22 protein-coding genes, 1 tRNA gene and 1 pseudogene are annotated in these 25,491 nt (G+C 37.7%); 1 reads left to right on the forward strand and 23 read right to left on the reverse strand.

Translation table 11 applies throughout. The features are described 5' to 3' along the window. Positions 1–17 precede the first annotated feature (17 nt). From ISX59_RS03380 to ISX59_RS03475, 20 genes and pseudogenes are all read right to left on the reverse strand, one after another. The gene (locus ISX59_RS03380) at positions 18–824 is read right to left on the reverse strand and encodes a glycosyltransferase (RefSeq protein ID WP_032539823.1); all 807 of its coding nucleotides are present in this window, start codon (positions 822–824) and stop codon (positions 18–20) included. 8 nt (positions 825–832) lie between these two features. Continuing rightward, positions 833–1,825 (reverse strand): glycosyltransferase family 2 protein, encoded by a 993-nt coding sequence (locus tag ISX59_RS03385; RefSeq protein WP_233481279.1) that lies wholly within the window; start codon positions 1,823–1,825, stop codon positions 833–835. Further along, positions 1,812–3,068 (reverse strand): nucleotide sugar dehydrogenase, encoded by a 1,257-nt coding sequence (locus tag ISX59_RS03390; protein WP_005795347.1) that lies wholly within the window; start codon positions 3,066–3,068, stop codon positions 1,812–1,814. Before ISX59_RS03390 ends, ISX59_RS03385 begins: the two co-directional genes overlap by 14 nt. 10 nt (positions 3,069–3,078) lie before the next feature. Continuing rightward, on the reverse strand, positions 3,079–4,116 hold the full coding sequence (locus tag ISX59_RS03395; RefSeq protein ID WP_022011138.1) for an EpsG family protein: 1,038 nt from the start codon (positions 4,114–4,116) through the stop codon (positions 3,079–3,081). Between the two features lie 6 nt (positions 4,117–4,122). After that, positions 4,123–5,379: a lipopolysaccharide biosynthesis protein gene (locus tag ISX59_RS03400; protein WP_022011137.1), complete on the reverse strand. Its 1,257-nt coding sequence runs from the start codon at positions 5,377–5,379 to the stop codon at positions 4,123–4,125. Next, a complete protein-coding gene (locus ISX59_RS03405) occupies positions 5,366–6,550 on the reverse strand; it encodes a hypothetical protein (protein ID WP_137570016.1) in 1,185 nt (394 codons plus the stop codon). Before ISX59_RS03405 ends, ISX59_RS03400 begins: the two co-directional genes overlap by 14 nt. Beyond that, positions 6,547–7,071 (reverse strand): DapH/DapD/GlmU-related protein, encoded by a 525-nt coding sequence (locus ISX59_RS03410; RefSeq protein WP_005776101.1) that lies wholly within the window; start codon positions 7,069–7,071, stop codon positions 6,547–6,549. Before ISX59_RS03410 ends, ISX59_RS03405 begins: the two co-directional genes overlap by 4 nt. Then, entirely contained in the window at positions 7,049–8,227 is a 1,179-nt protein-coding gene (locus tag ISX59_RS03415; RefSeq protein WP_022011135.1) for a glycosyltransferase, read from the reverse strand. Before ISX59_RS03415 ends, ISX59_RS03410 begins: the two co-directional genes overlap by 23 nt. 15 nt (positions 8,228–8,242) lie before the next feature. After that, on the reverse strand, positions 8,243–9,292 hold the full coding sequence (locus ISX59_RS03420; protein WP_022011134.1) for a nucleotidyltransferase family protein: 1,050 nt from the start codon (positions 9,290–9,292) through the stop codon (positions 8,243–8,245). Positions 9,293–9,306: 14 nt separating this feature from the next. Continuing rightward, entirely contained in the window at positions 9,307–9,948 is a 642-nt protein-coding gene (locus tag ISX59_RS03425) for an acetyltransferase (protein WP_005795360.1), read from the reverse strand. Between the two features lie 2 nt (positions 9,949–9,950). After that, on the reverse strand, positions 9,951–10,673 hold the full coding sequence (locus ISX59_RS03430; RefSeq protein WP_022011133.1) for an SDR family oxidoreductase: 723 nt from the start codon (positions 10,671–10,673) through the stop codon (positions 9,951–9,953). Further along, on the reverse strand, positions 10,670–11,887 hold the full coding sequence (locus tag ISX59_RS03435) for a fatty acid--CoA ligase family protein (protein ID WP_022011132.1): 1,218 nt from the start codon (positions 11,885–11,887) through the stop codon (positions 10,670–10,672). The genes ISX59_RS03430 and ISX59_RS03435 overlap by 4 nt, the downstream gene beginning before the upstream one ends. 1 nt (position 11,888) lies before the next feature. Then, a complete protein-coding gene (locus ISX59_RS03440; protein ID WP_005776094.1) occupies positions 11,889–12,110 on the reverse strand; it encodes a phosphopantetheine-binding protein in 222 nt (73 codons plus the stop codon). 5 nt (positions 12,111–12,115) lie between these two features. Further along, a complete protein-coding gene (locus tag ISX59_RS03445) occupies positions 12,116–13,258 on the reverse strand; it encodes a LegC family aminotransferase (RefSeq protein ID WP_195341703.1) in 1,143 nt (380 codons plus the stop codon). Positions 13,259–13,269: 11 nt separating this feature from the next. Next, entirely contained in the window at positions 13,270–14,478 is a 1,209-nt protein-coding gene (locus ISX59_RS03450) for a UDP-N-acetylglucosamine 4,6-dehydratase (RefSeq protein ID WP_005776091.1), read from the reverse strand. A gap of 31 nt (positions 14,479–14,509) precedes the next feature. Next, positions 14,510–14,983 carry a UpxZ family transcription anti-terminator antagonist gene (locus ISX59_RS03455; RefSeq protein ID WP_005776090.1) on the reverse strand — a complete coding sequence of 158 codons (474 nt, stop codon included), beginning with the start codon at positions 14,981–14,983 and terminating at the stop codon, positions 14,510–14,512. Between the two features lie 19 nt (positions 14,984–15,002). Beyond that, positions 15,003–15,521 carry a capsular polysaccharide transcription antiterminator UpaY gene (gene upaY, locus ISX59_RS03460; RefSeq protein WP_005776089.1) on the reverse strand — a complete coding sequence of 173 codons (519 nt, stop codon included), beginning with the start codon at positions 15,519–15,521 and terminating at the stop codon, positions 15,003–15,005. Between the two features lie 996 nt (positions 15,522–16,517). Next, positions 16,518–17,525, reverse strand: a complete 1,008-nt coding sequence (locus tag ISX59_RS03465; protein WP_220575677.1) for a hypothetical protein — start codon at positions 17,523–17,525, stop codon at positions 16,518–16,520. A 113-nt stretch (positions 17,526–17,638) separates the two neighbouring features. Next, positions 17,639–18,651 (reverse strand): annotated as a pseudogene (locus ISX59_RS03470) (hypothetical protein). Continuing rightward, positions 18,648–19,742, reverse strand: coding sequence for a hypothetical protein (locus tag ISX59_RS03475; protein WP_005809599.1), 1,095 nt, complete (start codon positions 19,740–19,742; stop codon positions 18,648–18,650). Before ISX59_RS03475 ends, ISX59_RS03470 begins: the two are co-directional and overlap by 4 nt. A gap of 188 nt (positions 19,743–19,930) precedes the next feature. On the opposite strand from ISX59_RS03475, the gene ISX59_RS03480 reads away from it, so the two are divergent. Further along, a complete protein-coding gene (locus ISX59_RS03480) occupies positions 19,931–22,960 on the forward strand; it encodes a glycoside hydrolase domain-containing protein (RefSeq protein ID WP_220575678.1) in 3,030 nt (1,009 codons plus the stop codon). 129 nt (positions 22,961–23,089) lie between these two features. On the opposite strand, the gene ISX59_RS03485 is transcribed toward ISX59_RS03480, so the two are convergent. The 3 genes from ISX59_RS03485 to ISX59_RS03495 form a co-directional block, all read right to left on the reverse strand. Then, complete coding sequence (locus ISX59_RS03485) at positions 23,090–23,842, reverse strand: GNAT family N-acetyltransferase (protein WP_032540989.1); 753 nt, start codon at positions 23,840–23,842, stop codon at positions 23,090–23,092. Between the two features lie 150 nt (positions 23,843–23,992). Further along, positions 23,993–25,075 carry a pilus assembly protein N-terminal domain-containing protein gene (locus ISX59_RS03490; RefSeq protein WP_032541003.1) on the reverse strand — a complete coding sequence of 361 codons (1,083 nt, stop codon included), beginning with the start codon at positions 25,073–25,075 and terminating at the stop codon, positions 23,993–23,995. Between the two features lie 320 nt (positions 25,076–25,395). Then, positions 25,396–25,467 (reverse strand) — tRNA-Cys (locus ISX59_RS03495). Positions 25,468–25,491 lie beyond the last annotated feature (24 nt).

Consider the following 25,491-nt stretch of genomic DNA (forward strand, 5'->3'; position numbering starts at 1 on the left):
TTATAAGAAAAGTAAAATTAACGAACTGTTTTGTAGATTATATCAAGAACTGATTTAGGCATTAATTTAGCCATAGCATACAGCAAAGCATAACAGTCTTCTTTCCATCCAAACCCCAACATTCTATTGACGCGACGACGTAAGGTATAAATAGATTTAGCATGTTTCCACCCCCGCCTTCTTTCGAAAAAGTTTAAATCTAATCTAAATTTGAATAAGTATTCGGGTACATTGGCAAATTTACATCCACTTTTAAAACCCTTAGCCCACATCATAGTATCTTCTCCAAAGTAGGTGTCTTCCGGATATAAACCAGCTTTCTCAAAATATGAACGCCGAAACATCACAGTAGGATGAATCATACAATCCCGCTTTTTAAATAGTTCCAAACATTCCTCATGGGTTGTCGGCATTTTTTTTCGGAAGTATTCTTTTCCCTCATTATCAATTTCTATTGCCCAAGTACCAAGACAATCAACATCTGAATGTGAGTCCATAAATGCGATCTGCTTTGCAAAACGTTCCGGCATGGAAATATCATCAGCATCCATACGAGCAATATAGGTACAATCCTCCTTTTTCAAGACAACATCTAACAACTCATTTAATGAATAAGCCAACCCCAGATTCTTTTCTCTCGTATTTATACAGATTTGTTCTGTTAACAAATTAGTTACATAGGAAGCTACACCATTTTCTATAGGACCATCACAAATAATATATAAATAAAAAGAAGTATATGTCTGATTAAGCAAACTTTCTATCGCTTCTTGAACTTTCAATAAAGTGTCTTTCGCATACAAAGACATGATAACATATAACATGAATATAATTATATAATATCTTTTTTAAATCTGTTAAACTTAAGATCATAAATTGAATACACTACAATCATAAAAGATGGAATGATACCAACGATACAAGACAATATAGCATTAAGTATATCCCTCTTCCTAAAGGAAGTCTTTGAAATATTCTTTTGAGCAAAAGCGATAGCTGTACTATATTTTTTCTCTTTTAAATAATTATATATAATTTCTTTCCATTGTGCCTGATAAATATCAGCCTGCTCTTGAGTCCCCAATATTTCGATATCAGTGGCAAACGTTTGTAACAACTTCCTCTTCACCTCCAACAAAACATCAGTACGAGGTGTATTTCTTATTCCATCAGCACAAATCACTACATCTACATAAGGAAGAATTTCTATTTGATAGAATCTAAATAGACGAATCAAAAACTCCCAATCCTGATGCCGCTTAAAAGAAATATCAAACAACCCCACCTTATTTAATATCTCCCTTTTAATTATTAAAGTAGAACCAGCAGCATAATCAATTTGTGCTGACAACAACTCATAACATGAATTAAAGCAGCCCACGTTTCGACTTACTTTATATATCTTATTTTTATATTTCTTTACGTAATTACAACAAGTACCACCACAATCTGCACTTGAATTTTGTAGAAAATGTATGGCTTCCTTTATTCGATCTTTTAAGAAATAATCATCATCATCAAGAAAAGCAATATACTCTCCTACAGAGTTTTGAATACCTGTATTACGAGCGGCAGAGCCATTCTGATTTGTTTTATGTTTTATATATTTAACTCTATAATCGTTAGCATACCTTTCCATATATTGGATTGTTTCCAATCGATATTTATCACCATCAGAATTGTCATCTACAACCACCACCTCTATATTAGTATAGCTTTGACCGAGTACACTGTCTATAGCTCGTCCCAACATATTGGGACGTTTATAAGTTGGAATAATGACACTAACCAATCCAGAAACCATATTATTCTTACAGCCGTCCATCAACAATTGCTCTATCTAAAAAACACTTTACATCAAAAACAACAGAAATATCATTACCAAGTGCTTTTATATCAATTGTTTTAAACTCATTATGTCCAACCGCCAATATGATAGCATCGTATTTTTTTTCATTAACATTATCAATCATACGAATACCATACTCTTCATACACTTTTTCTGCATTTGCCCAAGGATCATAAACGGAAATATTTTTAGTATACTCTAACAAAGTTGAATATATATCAACAACTTTTGTGTTGCGTATATCAGGGCAATTCTCTTTGAAAGTAATACCAAGTAGTAATATATTAGAATCTTTCACCAATACTCCCTTTTTATTCATCAACTTGATTACTTGATTAGCAACATAATCGCCCATACCATCATTTAATCGCCGGGCTGAAGACATTATTCTTGGTAAGACCCCATACACTTGTGCTTTTTGTATCAAATAATATGGATCAACGCTAATACAATGTCCACCAACTAATCCTGGTCTCAATTTTATAAAATTCCATTTTGACGAAGCAGCCTCAATCACATCATTGGTATCAATATCCATTGCATTAAATATTTTCGCTAATTCATTCATAAATGCAATATTAACATCACGTTGAGAGTTCTCTATGATTTTAGATGCTTCAGCAACTCTGATAGAAGGAGCTTTGTGTGTTCCATTTATCAAAACAGAATTATATACTTTATCTACTATGTCAGCAATTTCTGGAGTAGATCCGGATGTCACCTTCTTTATTTTTTCAACAGTATGTTCTTTGTCACCTGGATTTATTCTTTCTGGTGAATAGCCAGCAAAAAAATCGAGATTAAATTTTAATCCAGACACACGTTCTACAACAGGTAAACATTCTTCTTCAGTAACCCCCGGATACACAGTCGATTCATAAACAACTATGTCACCCTTTGAAATTACTTTTCCCACAGTTTCACTAGCTGATATCAACGGTGTTAAATCAGGGCGATTATTTCTATCGACCGGTGTTGGTACAGCTATTACATAAAAATTACAATCACGTATATCTTCCAAGTTAGAAGTGCATTTAAAACCACTATCTAAAGCTGCTTGTAACAAAACATCAGTAACTTCTAAAGTAGTATCATGCCCCCCCATTAAAGATTCTACTCGTTTCTGATTCATATCAAAACCTATTGTTTGATATTTTGTTGAAAATAAGCGAGCCAAAGGCAGACCTACATATCCAAGGCCAATAACAGCAATCTTCATAATATGATATTTATTTAAATAAGTTGAAATTCATAGAATAAGGAACCAAATCATACAAATGTCCATTAAAACAAATGGTACGGACAAGGTATAATAACAGCACTAAATGAAGGCTGAAATACATACCAATACGCATATGGACATTCTTTATAGATGATATAACGGCTGGAACCAATATGATATACACAAAGAAGAAATAACTATTCATTCGGAGAGTCATTTGAATAAGTACTCCATTAGATTGAAGTAACACTACTAATAATGACAAAAAACAAAAAAGATTCATATTCTCCATTATAAGCTTACTTTTAAAAGAATTAAGCTTATTCCAAAAGATGATAAATAAAATTGAAATGCCCGCAAAAATATAAGTGAATGAGCTTATATGAGTTTCTCGATCTCTTGTCAAATACACAATATATGGAGTATAGGAAATAAGTTTATCTATAGCCAAGCTACCCGCAATAGTCAACAAAAACACAAGTAATTTGCCTTTTATAGATATAGTCTTATTTAATATATAATATAAAGGAATAAAAACTAAAATCGATTCATGAAAGAAGAATCCTCCCAACAAAAGAGAAACGATATACTTAAATATTTTTTTTTGTTCAATATACTTTAATGCAACAATAAAAACAGCGATTGCTAAGTATTGCCTCATCCCATTAAAGGTTGCAATATAAAACGGAGAAATACAATAATAAATAAAAACTGAAATCCAAACACTGTAATTATATCGTTTAATAACATTATATACCAGTATTTGCATGACAACAGCCATTATAAAAAACATGAATTGATAGCTAGCCCCGATATATCGCAAAAAATCTAGAATCAAGTTAAATCCTAATTCTCGACTTCCATACCCCTCTTCAAGATTATATATTTTCACATAATTAATATAATCGACTCCTACATAATACCTAAACCCAGAGAAAATGGAAAAAAGAATAAATACACAAATTAGAAAAAAGCGATTTTTAGTAACACTTCCTAAAGAGCAAAAGACCAGTAAGAAAAAATATATAAGAAAATAAGGAAACATCGACCTTTACCGCAAACCTTTTATATAGTAATAAAACAAAAAAAGAGAAACTATACCTGACAAAATAAATGTAGCGCACAAACCATAAACAATTGCTATAACACCCCAATATTGATAAAATATAAGTGAGAAAATAATATATAAAAAGCAAAAAGCATAAGTATTATATCCATTCCACTTTGCTTTTCCAACAGCGAGTAATATATTTCCTAATGGATTCCGAAAAATATATGTAACAAATGTTGCAACCATAAACATCTTATACATATATACACAATCATTATATTGTGCCCCAAATAGATTCTCTACCACAAAATCCCCATATATAATCAATAATAAAAAGACTATAAATGAAATAGGAATTACCACTTTCAGATAGTTATAATAATATCGCTTTAAACAATTACTATCCATATAGTTCCTAGATAAATAGCTAAAATCAGAGATCATCAAAATTCCAGGTAGAGTTAAAAGATTAAAAGGTATTATAGTGGCAACCCTAAAACTTGCTATACTGTGTTCCGGTTCATTCAATATACCTAAAAGCAAAGGAGCAATAGAGAAAATAATCTGGTTAGCAATTGCACTAACACTTGTATGTATTCCATATCCCCAATATTCTTTTTTAGAAATCTCAATCGGGTTACTAAATTGTATATAAGAGATTTTTTTCCTAAACAAAAAGAAAGTCAATAACGGTGCTAATATAAGAGCAGTAATATAGCCATAGTTCTTAAAAAACAAAGTCAAGCAAACCGTCAGTAATAATAATATAACAGAATTGTACACGTTTATTTTAGAATAGGTTCTATTTAAATTTACAATTCGGAAATAACTACGCATTGTTTCTAAAATATAAAAGCTATACAATCCTAGACACATATAAACAATTAAAAGCCACTCATTCTTCATACCCTCAGGTAGAAAAAAAGAATAAACAACTATAATAGCAACAACAATTGAAGTATAGTTTATCCCAACCCTTTGAGTATAATAATAATACTGTTTTTTTTTCAAGAATGAATTCACAATTGAACCAAATCTTAACAACGAATAATTCCCTCCAAATCCTGCAATAACGATTGCTATGGCATATATAGACAATACGTAAGATAATATTCCGTAGTCTTCTTTAGTAAGTAATTGCACAACAATAATAGAAAGTAGTGCGGCACTTATCTTTACCAAAGCTGTAGAGAAAAAGACAGAAAAACCTCCTCTCTTGATAAAACCTGAAATAAAATCTGAATTAATTCTTTTCATTCAAAAAATCCAATTTATAAAAGGGGCTCTCGGAACAATATAACTGATCAGAATAAAGATTCTGTGCCATTTTTATATACTTAGAATTTATATTTGACATTGCATAATACATCTCTGCATACCAAGCTCTTTGTAAATCACTAGATTGGATGTAACTCAACAGAGATTTATTATTTTCAACAAAGTCAATAGCTCGTTCTAATTTATCCCCTATTTCATTATAGTTTAAAATACTTGTAGTTAGTATCTCTGTTTCCCTATTTTTTTTGTAGAGATTCAGCAATCGAGCAAAATCAACAATGTTGACTAACTGATAATCTATATGCCTATTTAAAACAGATAAATCCCTGGAAATAAAACCATTATTAAAAAAGACAGTAGGAAATACAAGTTTAAAAATTATAGGATGAACAATTTTTTCATATACGCAATCAATCAAAAAAGAATTATGTTGTTCTTTCAAAAATAAATTCAAGCAATAATTATCCATTGCCTGCAATTTATTCATCATTTTTCCTTTATTAGTTAATTCCAAAAGTTGATTTATGGAAATAAGACCTTTGTTTATCCAATAGTCTAAATCAAAGTTAAGAAGATGTTCTTTCCTATAGAATTTTAGTAATAGAAGTGTATTCAAAGAATCAATATGAGTATTCAAGGTTAAAGTATTCCTCCAACTCTTACCTGCCACTTTTGATCTAATATGTGAAAAGGGGGTTTTTCCACCATACTCACTTGAATCATGGCAAAACCAAATACCTTCTTTCCATTCAAAAAAATATTTAAATTGTTCATTTGCTATGATTCTGATATTTTTATCTGTATCAAATCCATCTTCACAAGCATACAACAGCGTTCTCAATGCAGAATTTGTCGAACGAAATTGTATATCATAATCTCCTGTAAAGCTACGATGCAATAGTTTTCCATTACCCCAAGTTATACGTCTATCAATGGCTTCTATTATTCTTAATTTATAATCAGAAAGAGATTCTTTTTGAGATTTCTCTATCTCACATAATGCATAAAACATACTTTCCCCACTCATCTCAAAACACCAATCGGATCCTAAACTTCTTGTAATTAGAAACTTTCCATCTAAAGTAAAAATCTGTTTAAATTCTTCGGGAAAACAGATATCACCTATAAGTGACAAACACATTCTTTTCATTTCAGCTGAGTATAAATAGTGTCCCTCAATTCATTTTGTCGTTCCTCAGTAATTATTTCACCTCTAGTAATTAAATCAATAAATTTCTCATTAGGAGCATAAAGAATTTTACGCTGCTCGCATTTATCAATATATTCACTAATAGTGGAAACAACTCTTGCAGGATTTCCTGCTACAACAGAATTAGAAGCTATGTCTTTAGTGACAACACTTCCTGAGCCTATTATCACATCATCACCTACTACAACTCCTGGTAAAATAATACTATTAGCTCCTAAAAAAACACGATTCCCTATTTTAGTCCTTTGTACTCGATACTTACCTGTATGCCAAAGAGTACTAGCATCATGTGCCAATATAATAGATCCTGGTGCAGAAATAAAATCATCACCTATTTCCACTAGTTCTGGAAATAATGTATCAATTAAAGAGTTACTGTAAAAACGTTGGCCATGCTTAAATCTCACTCTAGGAGGATAAATTAAATGATAGACCTTCTTAAAAACTTTCTTTATTATCATATCTTTTCATGTACAAATCCAGCCAATCGTGAATTACATTATTCCATCTAAACTTGTCTATTATTATATCTGAATTCTTACAAGTGAGCTTTTTATAAGGAACAAATTTGTTCAAAACATCATGTAATTCATTTGATATTAATTCCAAACAATCTATTTTCCTATAAAAAACGCCCCACTGATCTAAACAATCATAAGGTAACCACGAACCTGTTATAACTATATTCTGCGCACTTAAATGTTCTAACATCGATCCAGAAAGCATATCTGTAGGTTGTAGCTGAATAAAAATATCAGATGCAACTCTTAAATGTGCAATATCTTCATCAGACAAAAATTGTTCAATTACATTATAATGAAACTTCGAATTAAGAACTGTTTTTTTTATTATACCAATATATTCGGCATCTTTGGGATAGGTTACAGGTAAAAGAAATTCTACCTTATCATGAAAGGGAGACAGCAAAGGAGATCGTTCTATATTCTCTATAATATCAATATGATGTTGTAACCTACTAGCATTATATCCAATAGTTATTACTATTTTGTCTGCACATAATCCTATTTTAGATTTACTAATTCTTGCATTTGCACCACTCCTTAAAATCGAAATCAAACTTTCTAAAGGTTCCAACCCAAAACGACATAAAACGATCTTGGAAAGAAAAGAACTCTTTTGATAACAAGCTTTAAATTCTTCTATAACTTTATCCGATGCAATAGTTATATGATCTGCTCTATTAAATAGCACAGTCATATTTTTTTTCCTATCTTCCGATGCACGTAAAAAATCACTTCCCCATATTGAAACAATTAACTTTCCACGGATATATTTCGAAAAGAACCTAATATCTCGTACTATTATATTCTCAACATAATGAATATGAACTACATCATAAAAATCAAGTCTTTTAATATATTTACGAAACAATATATGTTGATAAAGAACTTTTAAGAAACGATTTTTTTGAAAAAAAGACGGTACTATTAAAGCATAAATATTATTATAAAATTTATCAGAAGGAAAAAAGAGATCTGAACTATCTTGAGAAAGAATATCAATTTCTAAATCTGAATTAAGATAAACTTTTTTTAGAGTCTTCACATAATTGTATATAAACTGATGACTTCGATTTCCAATTATTAGAACCTTCATGCCTATAATAATTGACTATTTATTAATAATTGAGAAATACTCATTCCAATTACCTACATCAATCCAAGATTTTTCACTAACAGGAAAAACCCCTATTCTTCTATTTTCTTTTCTTAGTTTATCTATTAGAGAAGTTATATGATAAAATTGTCCTTCTGGAATCTCATCCAATAAGTTGGGTTCAAGAATATACAGTCCCGTATTTATCTTAAAAGTCAAGTCAGGCTTTTCTACGATTGAATCTAACAGACCATTTTCCTTAGTATAAAGAACGCCATAAGCTATTGGATAATTTTTAAGAGCCGCAACAACAGTCAATTCATTTTTATTTTCTTTGTGATACTTCAGTATCTGACTGTAATCTTCATTAATTATAATATCACAATTGGACACAAAAAAGGTAGTGTGTATTTTATCTCTCATTAATGTTAAGCTACCAGCAGTTCCCAAGGGCACATTCTCTTGAAAATAGTTTATTCGATATGACGAATCTTTGAGAGTAGAAAAATAATGTTTGATAACATCTGCTTTATAATTTACAGAAACATAAAAGTTATTACTTCCACATTTAACAAAACGATCCATAATATCCTCCATAAAAGTTTTCTCTCCAATAGGGATTAATGGCTTAGGAATAATATTTGTTAACGGTTTTAAACGTGTTCCCTGCCCACCTGCCATAATAACTATTGGAAGATCAAACTGATCTATTGGAGCATTATCTTCATTGGGGAAAAGCTCACTCCACATTAAAACTTTAACAAGCCTCCTCTCGGTATTCAGAATTGGAATAAACTCCATTCTATAAGACATCATTAAAGTTCTGATTTCATCAAGGCTTAAAGTGTCGTCAGCAGTAATAATTCTATCTCGTAAAATATTCTTAATAGGCGTATCCAAGGATTTATTACCAATTATAGCGCGTTGAATATCTCCAATACTAACCAAACCGAAATATTCTCCTTCTGAAAACACTAATAAAAGCTTCCTGTTACATTTATCCATTTGCTCCAATGTATGCAATATGGAAACATTTATATCCACAATCAACTGTTGGTAATCCATTTCTTTAGTATCTATTAATACCGTTTCCTATATACTCTTAAGCTCCCTCCATTACTTGTACACATACTATTTGCTTCTATTACTCTATCAATGTAACATAATGCATCAATCTGACAATCATCTTTTATTTCAAGTCCTTGAAATACAAAAGAATTTGCACCAAATAAACATCCATTCCCAATTTTTACATTACCACTAATTCTGGCTCCCGGATTAAAGAAACAATCAGAACCAACAACGACATCATGCCCAATAGTCACATTGTAATTAATCAGATTTGAATTTCCAATAAGAGCATTGGAAGAAATAACAGCATTAGCAGCCAAATAATTACCCTTACCTAATATAGCTGAAGGAGAAATATAAGAAGATGGATGAATGACATTATCAAGTACACTGTTAAATCCACCAAAAAGATCAACAAACCGTAAGCGTAAAGTTCTGTTGGTAAATCCTATAATATAATGAGAAACCTCAATTGTAGATAATCTATCTAATAAAGACGAGTCTCTAATATAAGTTTGTAAAATAGGAGGTTCTTCATCTGATATAACGTTATAAACAGCAAAATATTTATCCTTAAAAAACTGATCTACAGTTTCTCGGATTTCCAAGGCAGTACTACTACCACCAACAATAAAAAGAGTAGGTTTCATCACTAAATAGTACCGTTATCAACAAATATATTTTGTCCTGTTATAGAGCAAGCTTTCTTTGATAATAGAAAAGCGACAGTTTCTGCCACAGAACGTACATCAGTAGCCTGTTTTAAAGAAGTCCTTTTGTAAATACGATCTTTCTGTTCTTCTGTTAAAGAAGAGCTCATCGCCGTTTCCATAAAACCAGGTACCACCACATTAGAACGAATACCTAACTGTCCCCATTCTCTAGCAGTATCTTTGGAAAATGCTTCTAATGCCCCTTTACTAGAAGCATACATAGATAACCCTTTATACCCTGTATGAACACTTATAGAAGATATATGTATTATACTTCCTTGAATATGATGTAATAACATATTACGAATTGCATATTTAGTCAACAGCATCGGAGAGAATACATTCACGTTATACATTACCCTTAACTTATCTATTTGTAAGTTGGTAATAATATCATCATAAGCCACAGCTGCATTATTTACATAACCATCTAATGGGACTGAGTTAGTAAGAAACTCTTTAAAAATGATCTTGTGAATATTGGTCGTATCTGAGAGATCAACACTTTTAAAAAAGAGTTTACTTTCATATTTTTCTTCAAGCATTCGGAATTCATTCGAATAACTACGAGAAACTCCATAAACAATATGTCCTTCCTCCAACAAAACTCTACAAATCTCAAGGCCCACCCCACGAGAACAACCTGTAACTAATATATTCATGTTCGTTTTAATTTTCCTGTTCTTGTTAATGCTATATTCTCCACAAATTTTATTTTACGTGGAATTTTAAACTCTTGTAACTTATCAGCCAACCAGTGACGAATATCCAATTCAGACAAACTACATCCCTCCTCAATCTTTATTTCAGCGCAAAGAATATTACCTAAAACAGAATTTGGTTTGCCATAAACAAAAGCCTGTTGAACACCATCAAATTGCATTATGACGCTCTCAACCTCTCCAGGATTTATTTTATACCCACCAACATTTATCAGTTCATTCTTACGACTTTTAAAACGAAATAATCCTTTATCAGAGTCAATCCATTCTATTAAATCACCAGAATGGTAATAATCTCCTACACATGAAAAGCTATCAGATTTACCCAAAAGAGAATTATGAATTAATAATTCTTCATCCTCAACTTTAATCTTATCCTTCAATTCGACTGGAATCTGAAACAAATCTCCTTTTGCTGCAAACAAAGAACCAGCTTCAGTTGAAGCATATATATTATTTATTCGAGCATTCGGAAATATCAAAAGCATTGATTCATAAAGTTTAGTATTAGATTTCTCCCCTCCTAAAGTCACTCTACACACTTCAGGATAAGATTTCTCTACTGGTAACAATAAACGATAAAAGGTAGGAGTAGCAGAAATATGAGTTACATGGTATTCCGAAAGCAATTCATATACTTCAACTCGATTTTTATTAAAAACATTTATTAAAGCATTTTTATTTGCAAAAGCCTGAAAAAAGACTTGCAAACCAGCCATGTGAGTCGGGTTAAAAGCAAAAGCCCATATTTGAGATTGATATTTAAAAGAAACTCTTGTCGAACGAGTCAACGTTTCAATAGTATGCACTACTTTTTTAGGCTGCCCTGTGGTACCAGATGTGAATATAGTTATTTCTGATTTTGAGGTTAAAACACTATTTATCAGATCATCTATATCTGCTTTATCATCAAAAAGAATATTCTTAGGCTTGTTTATATCTGTATTTTCTATTCCTTCTAATTCATTCATTTTAGTATCTGAGTCTAAAAGAATTAGAGGCTGATCGGAAATCAAAGATAAGATCATATTCAAAAAGAAATCATATAAATTATTCGTCTGCATCAGTGGAATGTATGACTTTGCTTCATTTATCCGTTGCAACAGATCTTCATAAGTATATGATTTATGTTGATCTACTAAAAACAGTCCCATATTAACGTAACTTCTCAATTATTTCACCAACAGTATTTACTAACCCATCCTCGAAAATATCAATATCAAATTCATCCTCTATTCGAACGGTAAGTTCTGCCAAATCAAATGAAGTAAATCCAATATCATCTCTTAAAGTATCACTTAAGTTAATAACACTCAATTCTGACAAATTTTTAGCTTTCCTTATCTCATTGATAATAATTAAAATCTTCTCTTCCATATTTTTTATAATCTTACACTACTTGGTATATTCACAATTCTTTCTTCCAACCACACAGTATTCTCCAAACCATCCGTCTCGCATCCCCGAAACATCTCAAGCCTATTCATCAATTCCCAAACAGGGCGGGTCATTACACCATGGTCATTCGTATATTCAAGGAAAGACTGTTGGGCCCGACGGTCTTTCAGAAGTACAGCGTTCAACCAATAGTTAGAACGGCTGTTCGCAGGCTCAACAACAAACTCAACATCAGGAATACGAGAGAAAAACTCACGGTACCGTTCTGCTGTCTCACGTTTATTGACAACATACCTGTCAAGATTCTCCATTTGGGCACAACCCAATGCGGCATTGATATTAGGCATACGGTAATTGTAACCGATATGGTCATGAACAAATGCCCAACGGTGCGGAACTTTGGCCTGGGTCGTCAAATGTTTGGCAAACTTGCCCAACTCTTCGTCCTGGAAAAGCAACATACCCCCACCACCGGTGGTGATCGTTTTATTACCATTAAAACTGATGGCTCCCACTCTTCCGAAAGTACCCGTATGACGGCCTTTATAGAAACTGCCGATACTTTCGGCCGCATCCTCGACAAGTTCTATATGATATTCGTTGCACACTGCCGACAATTCGTCAATCCTCATAGGATGCCCGAACGTATGCATAGGAACACAAGCCTTGATACGGCGTCCCGTCTTCTTATTATAACACTGCCCATTCCTTACTTCCGCATGCGTAGACAACCACCTTTTTACAGCAAGAGGAGAAAGACCCAAAGTATCTCTATCCACATCAAGAAATACAGGATGTGCGCCAATATAACTGATGGCGTTACAGGTAGCGATAAAAGTAAGAGCCTGAGTTAAAACTTCATCATCACGCTCAACACCGACAAGAAGCATACCCATGTGCAATGCATTAGTACCACTCACACAGACAACAGCTCTTTTTGAGCCGGTATAGGAAGCAACCTGCTCCTCAAAGCGATCGACAAACTTGCCCACACTCGAGACAAAAGTAGTATCAATGCATTCTGCAAGGTATTTTTTTTCGTTACCGATAAATAAAGGAGCGTGCAACGGAACAAATTCATCCGTACCAAACAAGTTATGGATGAAAGTAGTTATATTATTATACATACTTGTAAACATTACATTTTCTGATCCAGATTCTTTCCTTTCTCCACGTGTTCAAAATTGGGAAGGAATCTTTTAAGTGCAGTCACGATATCAGACTTATGGCAATCCGGAAGGGCAAAGAGGGACTCCAGCTCATCAAAGAAGGAATCCAATTCAGACAAAGGACGTTTACTGACATCCTCAATCACACCCAAAGAAGAAAAACGTTCCAGGTTCAACCGCTCACCGGGCACATAGAACTCTTCGTAGCCTTTCTCACCCGTGGTATCACTTTCAAAATAAACCACAGGGTATATCTTACTGTCATCCGCCATTTCGGCAGCATATCTTCTGGCTTCTTCATCTGTAGCACACTCTTTCTTTTCATAGCCCAGAGTACGGAGGAAACGGTCACAGATAGAAGAAAAAGTGATCATCTTTTCCTCACCTAACTTTGGAAAGAAAATCTCTCCATTATTTCCAAGAACACAGGCAAGCATACAGATCTGACCGCTTTCCTCAGGTGAAACGAAATAGCGTTTCACGTCATTGGGGGCAGCCAGAGGCTGTTTCTTCATGATACGGTCAATAAAACCGGCCAATAGGGAGCCATTGGAAAAGGCGACATTGGCAAAGCGGGCAGTAGTGACCTTAAATTTAGAGGAGTAGGCCATTATCATATCTTCCATGATACGTTTACTGGCACCCATTATATTCACAGGATTGGCAGCCTTATCCGTAGAAACACAAAAGAAATGACGGGGAGGAAATTCCGATAACAGATCAAGCAGTTTCTTGGCTTTGATTACATTATTCTCAATCAAGGCCTGTACAGAATATTCGTCTTTCTCACTCCGTACATGCTTGTGTGCCGAAAAATTGGCTACAATATCAAAACCCTGCTCCTTACGGAACATCCGTTCGAAGATGGGATCTGCAAAGTTCAAGGTATAAGTACGATACTCTTCTGGAATATGCAGCCCATAAGTGGAACGCAAATCACGGGTAAGTTCGGCCAATCCATTCTCGTTTAAATCGATCACAACAAGTTTAGAAGGCTTAAAAGGAAGAATGGCTTTTATATAGGAAGAACCGATAGAACCGGCACCGCCAATTACCAATAAACTCTTACCTTCAACCTCCTGGCGAAGACGATCACTGTTTGCTGCAATATCGGGAGCAAACATGCTGGAACGACGAAAAGTGATATTATCGCCAATAAAATTATCTACATTAAGCATATTTTATATTATTCATCAAAAATGCATATAATCAGTCTTCTATCTCGCTACATGGATAGCTATTCTCTTCCATTGTCTGCAATGTTTCCATCACTTCCAATTCTTCTTCTGAGAGCGCCCTGCTTTTCCAGCCATCCATTATTTGATGTGCTTCTTGTGCCAAATCTTCCTCGAATACCTCGCCATAGCAATATGTCAGCAATTGACATTTTAATAGAGAAGCGGGAAGATGATCTAACACAGCAAAAGAGCGATCTAAAATGCTTTGTATCTTAGATTCTTTGTCGCCATCATTGTAAATGGTAGCATTATAGCCCATTAACAGAGATAGACAAATCGCTGCTTCTTCCTCAAAAGTGGTACCTTTCATAGAGAAAAGGGCTTCGGACAAGCGAAAAACTTCGGTGTTCAGTTGACGGAAATGATCGGTATAGATGGGAGAGCCATCCGTACCAAGATAAAGCAACTCACGGGCAATGTGTTGCAGATTTTGGACTTGATTCATATAATTTTGAAATTACGAATTACGCTGAAAGAATACGAAGGTAACTTTTAGGTACTTTGACGCTGGCAGACAGAACCCCATGAATGCGGATCACCACATAGGTGCGATTGGCAAGGCTGGATAACTCACCTTCGATACCACAAAACTCTCCTTTGACAACCTGTACTTTTGTACCTACGGTAAGAGGAAGGTCGTCAAAAGTTACATTTTCCGGAGCTAAATCCATCACAAACTTAAAGTCCTCCATCTGCTTGTTGGGGACGATGAGCAAAGTATGGGTATAAAGATCCTTCATATAAAATAAAGGAACGTGATCATCCTTCGTGATGGACCAGGCACGCTCTTTGGTAGTCCGGACAAAAATAAGATTCTTGATAACAGGAACTTCTACCCTACGACGACGATATTTCAGTTGGCGAATGACAAATTGTGTAGGAAGAAAGTATTCTATTCCAAGCTTTTCTAAAGCATTACGAATAGCAAACTCCTGATCCTTCTTTGTCCGAGCGGCAAACCAATACTCCTGTTGTTCAGACATTTATTGTTGGAAATTAAAACTCGATAGGTTACTTTCGGGTGCGCTACGCGGTTTGGACGAGACATCTTTTCTCATTCAAACCGTAAGTATTTCCGAAAATATTTATAGTGGTAAAACGGACGAAATTGTTTCAAAAAACGTTCGTCATTTGAAACACCTTTTTTTGACCTTTTTGAAAAATCCCGTTCTTATGAAAAAAAATATAGATAAAAATACTATTTTTTATTCATAACTACTTCATTATCAGTAGTGTGTTTTAGTAAAAAAGAGAAAAAAGCAATTTATTTATAAAAATATTTTGTTGTTATAAAAATGTGCCTTACCTTTGTGTTTATAAACGAACGTTTTTTGAAACAATTCCCCCTATTTTTTCTATAAATTCTACATAACGTATATGTTTGTAGCCCAATAATAGGTATCTCACCCTCCTATCACTTACACACAAGATTTTCTCCTCTTACGCGCACGTAAGCACATCTGCTTTTCAAAAAAATACAATATATTTGCCGGAATTATATAAATTATTCAAGTTTCGGAAGTGTAAACCCTCGTTTATAGTTGACAAAAAAGCAAGTACCCCAGCTTTCGCCCGAAAAGTCCATCCGTGAGGCGGAGAAGCGAATTTCAGACTTAACCATCTGAAAAACAACGCCTTAAAAAGTAAGATTTCTGTTCTCAAAAGCTTTGTTTTAACATAGAGTTAAAGCTTGTTCTTTGGATGCGAATAACAAATTCTTTAAATGCAAAAGACTTGTTATTTGCGCATAAGAATAAGACAGCCTAAAAAAAACGTTAACAATGTTAATTGAAGAAAGGTATAAGGATGAAGATACCGGTTCAGACGGCATAAATTCACTTCTAAGACTTGGGTGCACTCGGAGCAAATGCGATGAATGTATAACGGAAAGAGATTCACCACAGGGTTTCACAGAGTTTCACAGAGTAAAAATGATGAAGAATAAAACTCAGTGAGACTCTGTGTGACTCTGTGGTAAATCATTCTCCTTTTGCCTTCATCAGTTTTCCGGCTTTGAGGTCAATATAATAAAGCATTCCCCGGGCTATCTCCATACGTCCGATTTCCTTGTCCGGAAATTCGGCTAACAGCCCCAACAAATCACCCGTCTCGGGGTCATAGCGCTGTATCTTCCCGCTCTTTTGTACTGACATCAGGAGCTCTCCGCCATAGGACAGCAGTCCCAAAGGCTGTATGGCGTCGTACTTAAATACGGCATCGGAAGTGATATGTGTCTCTTCGCCGAACACAATCTCCATTTTTGAGGGAGTAAACACTTGCAGGCTTTTGTTGTACCAGTCGGTGAGGTACATGCGCCCGTTATGCTCCGCCATGCCATGAATGCGGGGCTGATAGTCATATCCGATTCCTTCGGGTACCTTTACCTTTCCGATCCAGGGGATACGAAACGCAGGCTCGGTAACAGCTTCATAAATCCAATAACCGCGAATGGTATTTTTATCACGCACCATCAGCCTATCGCCACATTCGCGAAGACCGTAACAATGAGTCATGCTGTAAATATCGTCACCCCACTTTCCATCCGAACGCCCAATGGCATTGACGAACTGAAGGGTACGACGGTCGAAAATGTTAATACGGGAGTTGTACATGCCCACAAAAATATAACGGTCCGAAACAGCCATATCTCCTATCTCAGCGTTAAATGTCTCTTTAGTATCTTTCCGCATCCACGAATCGATGCGTCCGATCAGCTCGCCTGTCGTCAAGTTCAACAAAAGAACAGAACGGTCGGCGGCATTATTGTTGGCAACAAATAATGTATCCCCTTTGACCCGTATGGACCGGGGAGTAAAATTGGCCGGAAGCACTCCGGGAATAATCACTTCGCCGGCATCGGTAAACGTGGTATAAACCGGTTCTTCGGGAGAGGTATTGCCTTTATCAGCCGGTTCTTCGTCCTTGGAACAGGATACACAACAGGCAGCAGACAGCAATAATAACAGATATAAAAATTTTAAATTCATGTTTACTTATTTTTTTGAATTTCATTCACTACAGGGTTTCACAGAGTCTCACAGAGTTTTGTACTCTATATTTTCACTCCGTGAGACTCTGTGATCCTCTGTCGTGAGCTTTTTTAGTCCAACTCGGATATTTCAACAAACATCACTTTTCCCTGTATCAGGCGCGGAGCGTTCGCGTTCCGACCTGAAAGATAGAACATATCGTTATGGAAAAAGAGGCGTCCCGGAGTACCGAATCCCATTCCTCCGGCAAAAGAAGAGTAAGCGTCCTTCTCCTCTCCGGTGAGGAGATTCACTCTTACGATACGGTTATTGGCACAGACAACGTACATTTCATCCTGAAAGAATCCCGTACTCAACGGCTTGCTTTGCATACGGTAGGAACGGACAAAGCGGACCGGCTCTCCTTTCGTAGTAACGGTGGAGGGATCGATTACGAGGATACGCGAACTTTCATAGTCCGATACGTAAATAAGTTCCTTGTAACGTGCCACGGTCTCGAGGTTAAATCCATTGTTGGAAGTTGTGCTGTCGGTGTTCTGGGCAAACACGGGGACCTTGAAACGATTTTCCGGTGTACAGTCCGAAAGCTGTACCACCTTGATTTTTTGTTTATCACGAATAAACAGTTTGTCACCGGCTACTTCGGCAGACTCGCATTGCAACAACGAGCTCGACTGCCAGCCTGTACGCCCGATAGTGGTTACATACGTATAATCGTTCCGGCGAAACATGTCGATCCGGGAAGAGCGGTTCACCACGAAAATATAATCGCTGTTGACGGCTACATCCATCACTTGATTATCGAACTTTTCAGCTTTTCCGTCATACGTCCAACTTGTCAACGAGTAAAGCAATTCGCCGGTGGAGGCACGAACAATCCGGACACCATCCGATCCGTCGGCACGGTTGGCTATAAAAGGGTATCACCCGAACGGCGCATTCCCACAGGATTATAGCTCTGTGTACCTACACCGATAGCTGCCGCATCCAGCTCTTTCTCAAAAGTCAGTGTAAGGATGGAATCGGTAGTGAAACCGAACCCTGGCATATTGTTTTTATCACATGCGGCAAAAGTGAGCAACAAAGTCACCACTACCATAAAAATGCTGTATCTTTTCATCATAACTCTATGTCGGGATTATCGGCATCGTTGATACCGGGGTTATAATCATTGTAACTCTTGAATGGATTGATGACATAAGGCAACATCCGGTGTTTCATCATGTAACGGTATACTTTCGGCACAATCTCGTCGGGCATCGATCCATAACACAAGCTGCTGGAATGGCCGTAACCCAGACAGTGTCCCAATTCGTGAATCCAGACATGAAGCACCCAATTGCAATCTATCGCTACCCGGTTCTGGTAAAAGAAGCCCGAAAGATATTCCTCACGCAATCCCAGTGCGTTTCCTCCGCCAAGTCCGGCGATTCCGGGCCCGGTGACTACTCCGAACACCAGACTTTGCTTATTCAGAATGGATTTCAACAATCCCTCACGGTCAATCTCCTTCCCTGCATCGTTATGGATGCTGCCTTTATAATTCATCAATGAATCACGAAAAATTCCGGAACTGAACATAACGGCCATATTTACCGCTGAAGTGGCATAATAACGGGCTGCATTGGGCGTCATCACTCCCCAGTTACCACTACCGTATTTTCCCATCTGAATGCGGGTCTTCATCTTGATGGTTTTCAACATATCGAATACAGAATCGTTGCATGTAAGCAACAGTTCGTACTGATCGGGAGAAAGCAAAGCCAGATTGTTGACACGGACAGGCTTGCCGCTTTTGGAGGGATAGACTGCCTCGCCCATCTTCAGCGGAGAATCCAACCGGATGTTGTAAAAGCCCGGAACTTCTTCAAACTGCATCAGATGGATGGTATCACGCAAATGGGGCATCGTCAGCCATACGGAGACTTCTTTGAAATCGTGAGCCATACCATTGAACAGGCGGAGCTTTCCGTCTGTCATCGATACATTAAGCGGTTGGTTCACATAGAAGGCGCGATCGGCCGAAACAATGTCATCAACGCTCTCACCATCTTCAAACATCTGTTCTCCCTGATTGAGAAACTCCTCTGCCGAAATTTTAGTCAAGGCAGGCGGTGTGCCAAAGGCATTGAGAATGTCGACGGTATCATCATCCTGGCAAGCAAACAGAGAGAGTGCCAGAAGCGAAATACCTAAAACTTTCTTTTTGTTCATAGTGTAGGGTTTATTTGTTTTTTGAGGGCGCAAAGATAATACAAAAAGGGAAAATGCAAATAAAGGTGTCCAAATACTGTCCGCCAATCGACAGAGAAACCGCATCTCAAATAAAAACAGGCAAATCTTATCCGATCCCAAACGATTCTTTGTAAATTTGCATATACTTATTTATTAGACAAAACATTATGAAAAAACTCTTTTTATGGGCACTGTCAGCCTTGTTAACCTTTCCGGCAGCTGCTCAGGACTTCGTCCCCGAAGCTTCGTTTTACGGCGAAAACTACTGGACTCCCGACACACTGGGTAATCACTGTGCCGTTGTTTCAATGAATACTCCCGCCACCGTAGCGGAAGCTTATATCCCCTGGCGCAGACGCGACGCCAATCCCGAACAGAAAGGGATTATTGTGATAAATGCTTCTACCGGCAAAGTAGTGGACAATGTACTTCCGGTGGAAATCAACCGTGAGTACGGACGTATCCGGTTCGATGCCAGTACAGGTACAGGGAATTACTATGTATACTATCTGCCCTACCATACATCGGGAGGTCCATACCCCAAAGTGAACTATCCGAAGCAACCTGACAGAGCCGACGCACAATGGAAAGCAATCTGCAGTTCCACTCCGGGAACAAAGGTGACCCGGGCCAAACTGGTCAGATTCGAGTCGTTAGGCAGTTTCAACAGCTTCTATCCGATGGAAATCATTGCCACAGCAAAAGAGAAACAGGCATTGGCAGAAGCCAATAGCAATAAACCGTTCCTGCTGCTGCCCGAAGACCGTAAGTTCCCTATCCGTATGTTCGACGATCTCTCGTACCGTCAGGTAACCCAAGGAGCCACCGGCGAATTTTTCGGTGAAGCAGACTTAAACGAATATTATGTATTGCAACTCGGACTATGGGCTTTCAAGAATCCGGTGAACGGGGTCAAAGTAACCTTCACCGACCTGAAAGGTAAAGACGAGATGATTCCGGCATCGGCCATCACTTGTTTCAATACGGAAGGGACCGACTGGATAGGGCGCCCGATGCATCCGGAAGTAAACGTGGGCAAGGGGCGTGTACAGCCGCTTTGGATAGGCATTCAGATGCCGGAACATGCCGGCAGAGGCATTTATAGCGGTAAAGCCATTGTCAGCGATTCATCGGGAGCCTCTCAAGAGGTAAAGATCACGATCAACCTGTCCGACAATGTGCTGGTAGACAAAGGAGACAGTGATTTGTGGCGTTTGTCACGCCTGCGCTGGCTGAATTCACAATATGCCGTAAATGACCAACTGGTGAAGCCGTTCATTCCGATGACGGTGACAGACAACACAATCAGCGTATTGGGACGAAGCGTCACTGCCGGCGAACTGGGGTTACCGGCTTCCATCCGGAGTTATTTCACCGAAGAGATGACCTCCGTTGGCAAAGAAGCCAAAGACATCCTGGCAAAACCGATGGAGCTCGTCATCCGCCGGAATGGAAAACAACTGCCCGTCACCATCACTTCACCATTGAAATTCGGCAAGAAGGAAGACGGGATTGTTAGTTGGACAGCTGCCGGGAAGGCCGGATCACTCGATGTGACGGTACATGCCAGCATGGAGTTCGACGGTTTCATGAGTTATCAGATTAAAGTAAAAGCAACCGAAAACACATCGGTAGATGACATAGCTCTGATGACTTCCATGCCGGCAACGACTGCCAAATATCGTTTGGGAATGGGATATGAAGGTTCTCTGCGTCCTAAAAGCGACCGATGGAAATGGAATGTGGAACGCAATCAGGAAGGTTTCTGGTTCGGCGACGTAAACGGTGGAATGCAATGCCTGTTCCGTGCGGAAAACTACCACCGCCCGCTGAACACCAATTTCTACAAAATGCAACCGCTGAACATGCCGCCATCCTGGTTCAACGACGGCAAAGGAGGTATCAGCTACCGGGAACAAGGAAAACAAGTGAATATCGAAACCTACAGCGGAAAGCGGACCATGACCAAAGGAGAAGAACTGAACTTCGACTTCCTGGTGCTGGTGACACCTTTCAAACCGATAGACACCATGAAGCAGTGGACCGATCGCTACTATCACGGTTACCAGCCTGCCGAAAAACTGAAAGAGGGTGATGCGCACGCTTATCAGGCGGTAGACGTAGTAGCTGAAACCGGAGCGAACGTCATCAACCTGCATCACGGCAATGCAGTCAACCCGCATATCAACTATCCGTTCTTCCGTCCGGCCTTCATGAAGCAGTACGTGGACGAATCGCATGCCAAAGGTTACAAAGTGAAAATCTACTACACCGTAAGGGAGCTGAACAATCACGCACCGGAACTTTTTGCCCTGAAAAGTCTCGGACACGAGATCTTCTCTCCGGGCAAAGGAGGAGGATATGCATGGTTGCAAGAGCATCTGGACGGTGACTACATCGCCGCATGGTTTGTAGATGCCTACAAAGATGCAGCCATCGTGAATACCGGCATTTCACGCTGGCATAATTTTTACGTGGAAGGGCTGAACTGGTTGACAAAGAATGTAGGTATCGACGGTGTATATATCGACGACCTGGCTTTCGACCGCAACACCATGAAACGTATCCGCCGGGTACTGGAAAACAATCGTCCCGACCCGCGCATCGACGTTCATTCCGCCAACCAGTTCAATCCGGCGGACGGGTACATCAACAGCATCTTCCTGTACATGGAACACATGCCTTACCTGGACCGTCTTTGGTTCGGCGAATACTTCAAATACGAAAAATCACCGGAATACTGGCTGACAGATGTTTCGGGTATCCCCTTCGGCATGATGAGCGAAATGTTACAGGACGGTGGCAATCCTTACCGGGGTATGCTATACGGCATGACAGCACGCGAACCGATGGAGTCCGTCCCTTCACAACTCTGGAAGGTATGGGATGCTTTCGGTATCAAGGACAGCCGGATGATGGGGTATTGGGTATCATACAATCCGGTGAAAACAGGACGCAGCGATATTCTGGCCACTTCGTTTGTCAAAGATGGCAAAGTGATGATAGCCATTGCCAGCTGGGCAAAAAAAGACAGTGAGGTGAAACTACAAATTGACTGGGAGAAACTGGGGATAGACCCCGACAAGGCAAAACTGACGGCACCTGCTATCAAAGGTTTCCAGGAAGGATTCACACTGTCAGCCAAAGATAAAATCAAAATACCGAAAGACAAAGGCTATATCTTTATTCTAGAGTAAAGATAGATAAAATCAATGAAGGTGTGTCAAGAATGTCTCCATGCGGAATTGACATTTTCGGCACATCTTCATTTAAAATATGATTGACACCTTCAGCAAAGTTCACAAAGACTATCCGAATTTACATTTTCACTTTTTGAGTATCCTCTTTAAATAATCGACATCCAACAATAAATTCACAGTCTCAAACTTTCCTTTATAGAATACAGCCCAGTTATTGAAAACGCAGGGCAATTCCTTTGCTTTTTGTAACGTATCCACTTGAATGAAAGATACGGGAACGCCATTCATTTCGCAATACTGTTTTATTATTTCAATGTTTTGACAGATATAGGGACATTGCATATCATAGTAAATCGTCAGTTCGTTACTTTCAATCTCCTGCTTCTTTACATTTTGCGCAAACCGGGGTATTGTTCCGTCAAAAGAAAGCGCAAGCAATTCATATCCGTTATCAGTAGTATCAACAACTTCAAAACCGAACTTCTTCGCAAATGATTGGTCAGAAAGCCAGGATTTTTGTTTTTTTGCTCCCAGCATACAAATACCGGATTTACCCTTTGCTTTGGCATCAGCCAAACAATACTCCATCAATGACTTTGCATACCCTTTTCCTTTATAACTACCTAAAACCCATAAGCAATATACGTAATAATAGTTATCACCGGTTATGGGGACCCAAGCTGTTTCAAGGGGAGCATATTCGATAAAAACCGTAGCCTTTGCATTCAATTTTCTAAAGACGTGACCTTCATTCAGCCGGTCAGAAAGCCATCGCCGCTTTGCTTCAATACCCTGATGTGGCTTTTTACTGCGGATAATGCAACATAAATGCTCACCGGCAAGATTTTCTGTTGTCAAATTTACAAAATCAGTATCCATACGCACCCTCACTTTAAATTTAGATATTATCAACCAACTGACCGGGATAGTGCCACTTTATGACTATTACTAATAAATCACAAAGCACCAATGTAGTGAATTTAAATGAAGAAACTTCACTGAGGGCTTCCTTCATAAAAAATAATTTTATCACTGTCTTGGTTCTGCATAAACGATATAGCGTGCCGAATCGTCTTCGTCAAGTAATAAAACCGCATTGGCGTTATCTGTAACCCATATAGCGCACGGATAGGCATTCGGATATACCTTTTGCTCGGAAAACAGTTCCTTATATAATCGAAAGATCTTTTGCTTATCCTTTTTATCTTCGTAAGTAGGTTGCGAATAGAATGAACAGAAGTAGTTATAAAGCACATCATAGCTTTGGCTCAGATATTTGTCGCTTGTAACATTAAAGTATGCAACTTCCACTGATGGGACACCAGCATTAAACCGATAAGTAGTCATCAAATCAGGGTTACTGCCGATAACATCAGCATAAGAAGTCCACGCCTGTGAAGTATTAGTCACATCCTTCCAATTAAATCCCAGAAAATCTTTATCATTAATGATAGTAACCGAAAGTATGTCTTGGTAAAGCACCTTGTTATCCTTCCATGCTGTAAGGCAAGTTTCATAATCTCCGGGGAATATAAAGCAGTGCCCCCACTCCATAACCAAATGGCTCTTAACTACTCCTTCTCCACTTTCACGTTCATACAACCGATAGCTGCCTTTCTGTCCATTCACTGTCCAGACTATTGAATCGCATACCTCTGACAGTAATCCCATCGTTATAGATTGCGAACCATCATTTGTTAGATAAAAATCCATACGGTCAAAAACATTTTTCCGATTCCCTTTTTTAAGTGCAAGGTGAGGCATCGGCGCTTTGGTCACTTCCACTTTTATCGTGGCAGTCTCTCCTGTTTCATGATCGGTAACGATAATATTGGTTTCTCCATCCCGCTTACCTGTAATTTTGATATCAGAGGCTTCCGTATTTCCACCCCATGTATAAACAGCATCAGCCACTTCACCATCAGTTATATCCAATGTCGTGTTTTCATGGGCCGTCAGCTTTACAGATTCACTACCGCCCAATATGATTTTGCATGAATTTACAGTCAACTCCAAATGGCAGACAGATTCCGTTTCTTCATTGTTGCAACCAATAAGATTAATTGTGCACAAGAACAACAGTAGTAGTTTTGATAACTTTTTCGTTTTCATTTTTTTATGGTCTTTTTTACCTTTCATGAAAGTACTTGCAAATATAAGAAAAATGCAATACACTCTACTATGTACTGCATTTTTATATGTCTTACGACATATTATACGGAAATATGGAATCCTCATCTGTCGGATATGCTCAAATGGCTTGTATATGGATTTGGAGGATTGTGTCCTATTATCAATTCTGCAACTTGCTCCCTAATATTTTTTGCTGCAATAGTGTGGAAAGAATGAATTTATTGGTTCCCAGATTGGAATCCAACAAAGAAAAATCCCTTGAAAGCACTTGACTTTCAAGGGATTTAAAGTAATGATTGAGGTTCCTGGCGGATTCGAACCGCCGTACACGGTTTTGCAGACCGCTGACTAAGCCACTCATCCAAGGAACCTTGTTTCTCGTTTGCGGTTGCAAA

The sequence above is a fragment of the Bacteroides sp. FSHCM14E1 genome (assembly GCF_019633785.1).
Lineage (GTDB): Bacteria > Bacteroidota > Bacteroidia > Bacteroidales > Bacteroidaceae > Bacteroides > Bacteroides hominis.

Coding starts and splice junctions, on each gene's coding strand:
- ISX59_RS03380 (WP_032539823.1), bottom strand. CDS start 824: ATGTTATATGTTATCATGTCTTTGTATGCGAAAGACACTTTATTGAAA.
- ISX59_RS03385 (WP_233481279.1), bottom strand. CDS start 1,825: ATGGACGGCTGTAAGAATAATATGGTTTCTGGATTGGTTAGTGTCATT.
- ISX59_RS03390 (WP_005795347.1), bottom strand. CDS start 3,068: ATGAAGATTGCTGTTATTGGCCTTGGATATGTAGGTCTGCCTTTGGCT.
- ISX59_RS03395 (WP_022011138.1), bottom strand. CDS start 4,116: ATGTTTCCTTATTTTCTTATATATTTTTTCTTACTGGTCTTTTGCTCT.
- ISX59_RS03400 (WP_022011137.1), bottom strand. CDS start 5,379: ATGAAAAGAATTAATTCAGATTTTATTTCAGGTTTTATCAAGAGAGGA.
- ISX59_RS03405 (WP_137570016.1), bottom strand. CDS start 6,550: ATGAAAAGAATGTGTTTGTCACTTATAGGTGATATCTGTTTTCCCGAA.
- ISX59_RS03410 (WP_005776101.1), bottom strand. CDS start 7,071: ATGATAATAAAGAAAGTTTTTAAGAAGGTCTATCATTTAATTTATCCT.
- ISX59_RS03415 (WP_022011135.1), bottom strand. CDS start 8,227: ATGAAGGTTCTAATAATTGGAAATCGAAGTCATCAGTTTATATACAAT.
- ISX59_RS03420 (WP_022011134.1), bottom strand. CDS start 9,292: ATGGATTACCAACAGTTGATTGTGGATATAAATGTTTCCATATTGCAT.
- ISX59_RS03425 (WP_005795360.1), bottom strand. CDS start 9,948: ATGAAACCTACTCTTTTTATTGTTGGTGGTAGTAGTACTGCCTTGGAA.
- ISX59_RS03430 (WP_022011133.1), bottom strand. CDS start 10,673: ATGAATATATTAGTTACAGGTTGTTCTCGTGGGGTGGGCCTTGAGATT.
- ISX59_RS03435 (WP_022011132.1), bottom strand. CDS start 11,887: ATGGGACTGTTTTTAGTAGATCAACATAAATCATATACTTATGAAGAT.
- ISX59_RS03440 (WP_005776094.1), bottom strand. CDS start 12,110: ATGGAAGAGAAGATTTTAATTATTATCAATGAGATAAGGAAAGCTAAA.
- ISX59_RS03445 (WP_195341703.1), bottom strand. CDS start 13,258: ATGTATAATAATATAACTACTTTCATCCATAACTTGTTTGGTACGGAT.
- ISX59_RS03450 (WP_005776091.1), bottom strand. CDS start 14,478: ATGCTTAATGTAGATAATTTTATTGGCGATAATATCACTTTTCGTCGT.
- ISX59_RS03455 (WP_005776090.1), bottom strand. CDS start 14,983: ATGAATCAAGTCCAAAATCTGCAACACATTGCCCGTGAGTTGCTTTAT.
- upaY (WP_005776089.1), bottom strand. CDS start 15,521: ATGTCTGAACAACAGGAGTATTGGTTTGCCGCTCGGACAAAGAAGGAT.
- ISX59_RS03465 (WP_220575677.1), bottom strand. CDS start 17,525: ATGAATTTAAAATTTTTATATCTGTTATTATTGCTGTCTGCTGCCTGT.
- ISX59_RS03475 (WP_005809599.1), bottom strand. CDS start 19,742: ATGAACAAAAAGAAAGTTTTAGGTATTTCGCTTCTGGCACTCTCTCTG.
- ISX59_RS03480 (WP_220575678.1), top strand. CDS start 19,931: ATGAAAAAACTCTTTTTATGGGCACTGTCAGCCTTGTTAACCTTTCCG.
- ISX59_RS03485 (WP_032540989.1), bottom strand. CDS start 23,842: ATGGATACTGATTTTGTAAATTTGACAACAGAAAATCTTGCCGGTGAG.
- ISX59_RS03490 (WP_032541003.1), bottom strand. CDS start 25,075: ATGAAAACGAAAAAGTTATCAAAACTACTACTGTTGTTCTTGTGCACA.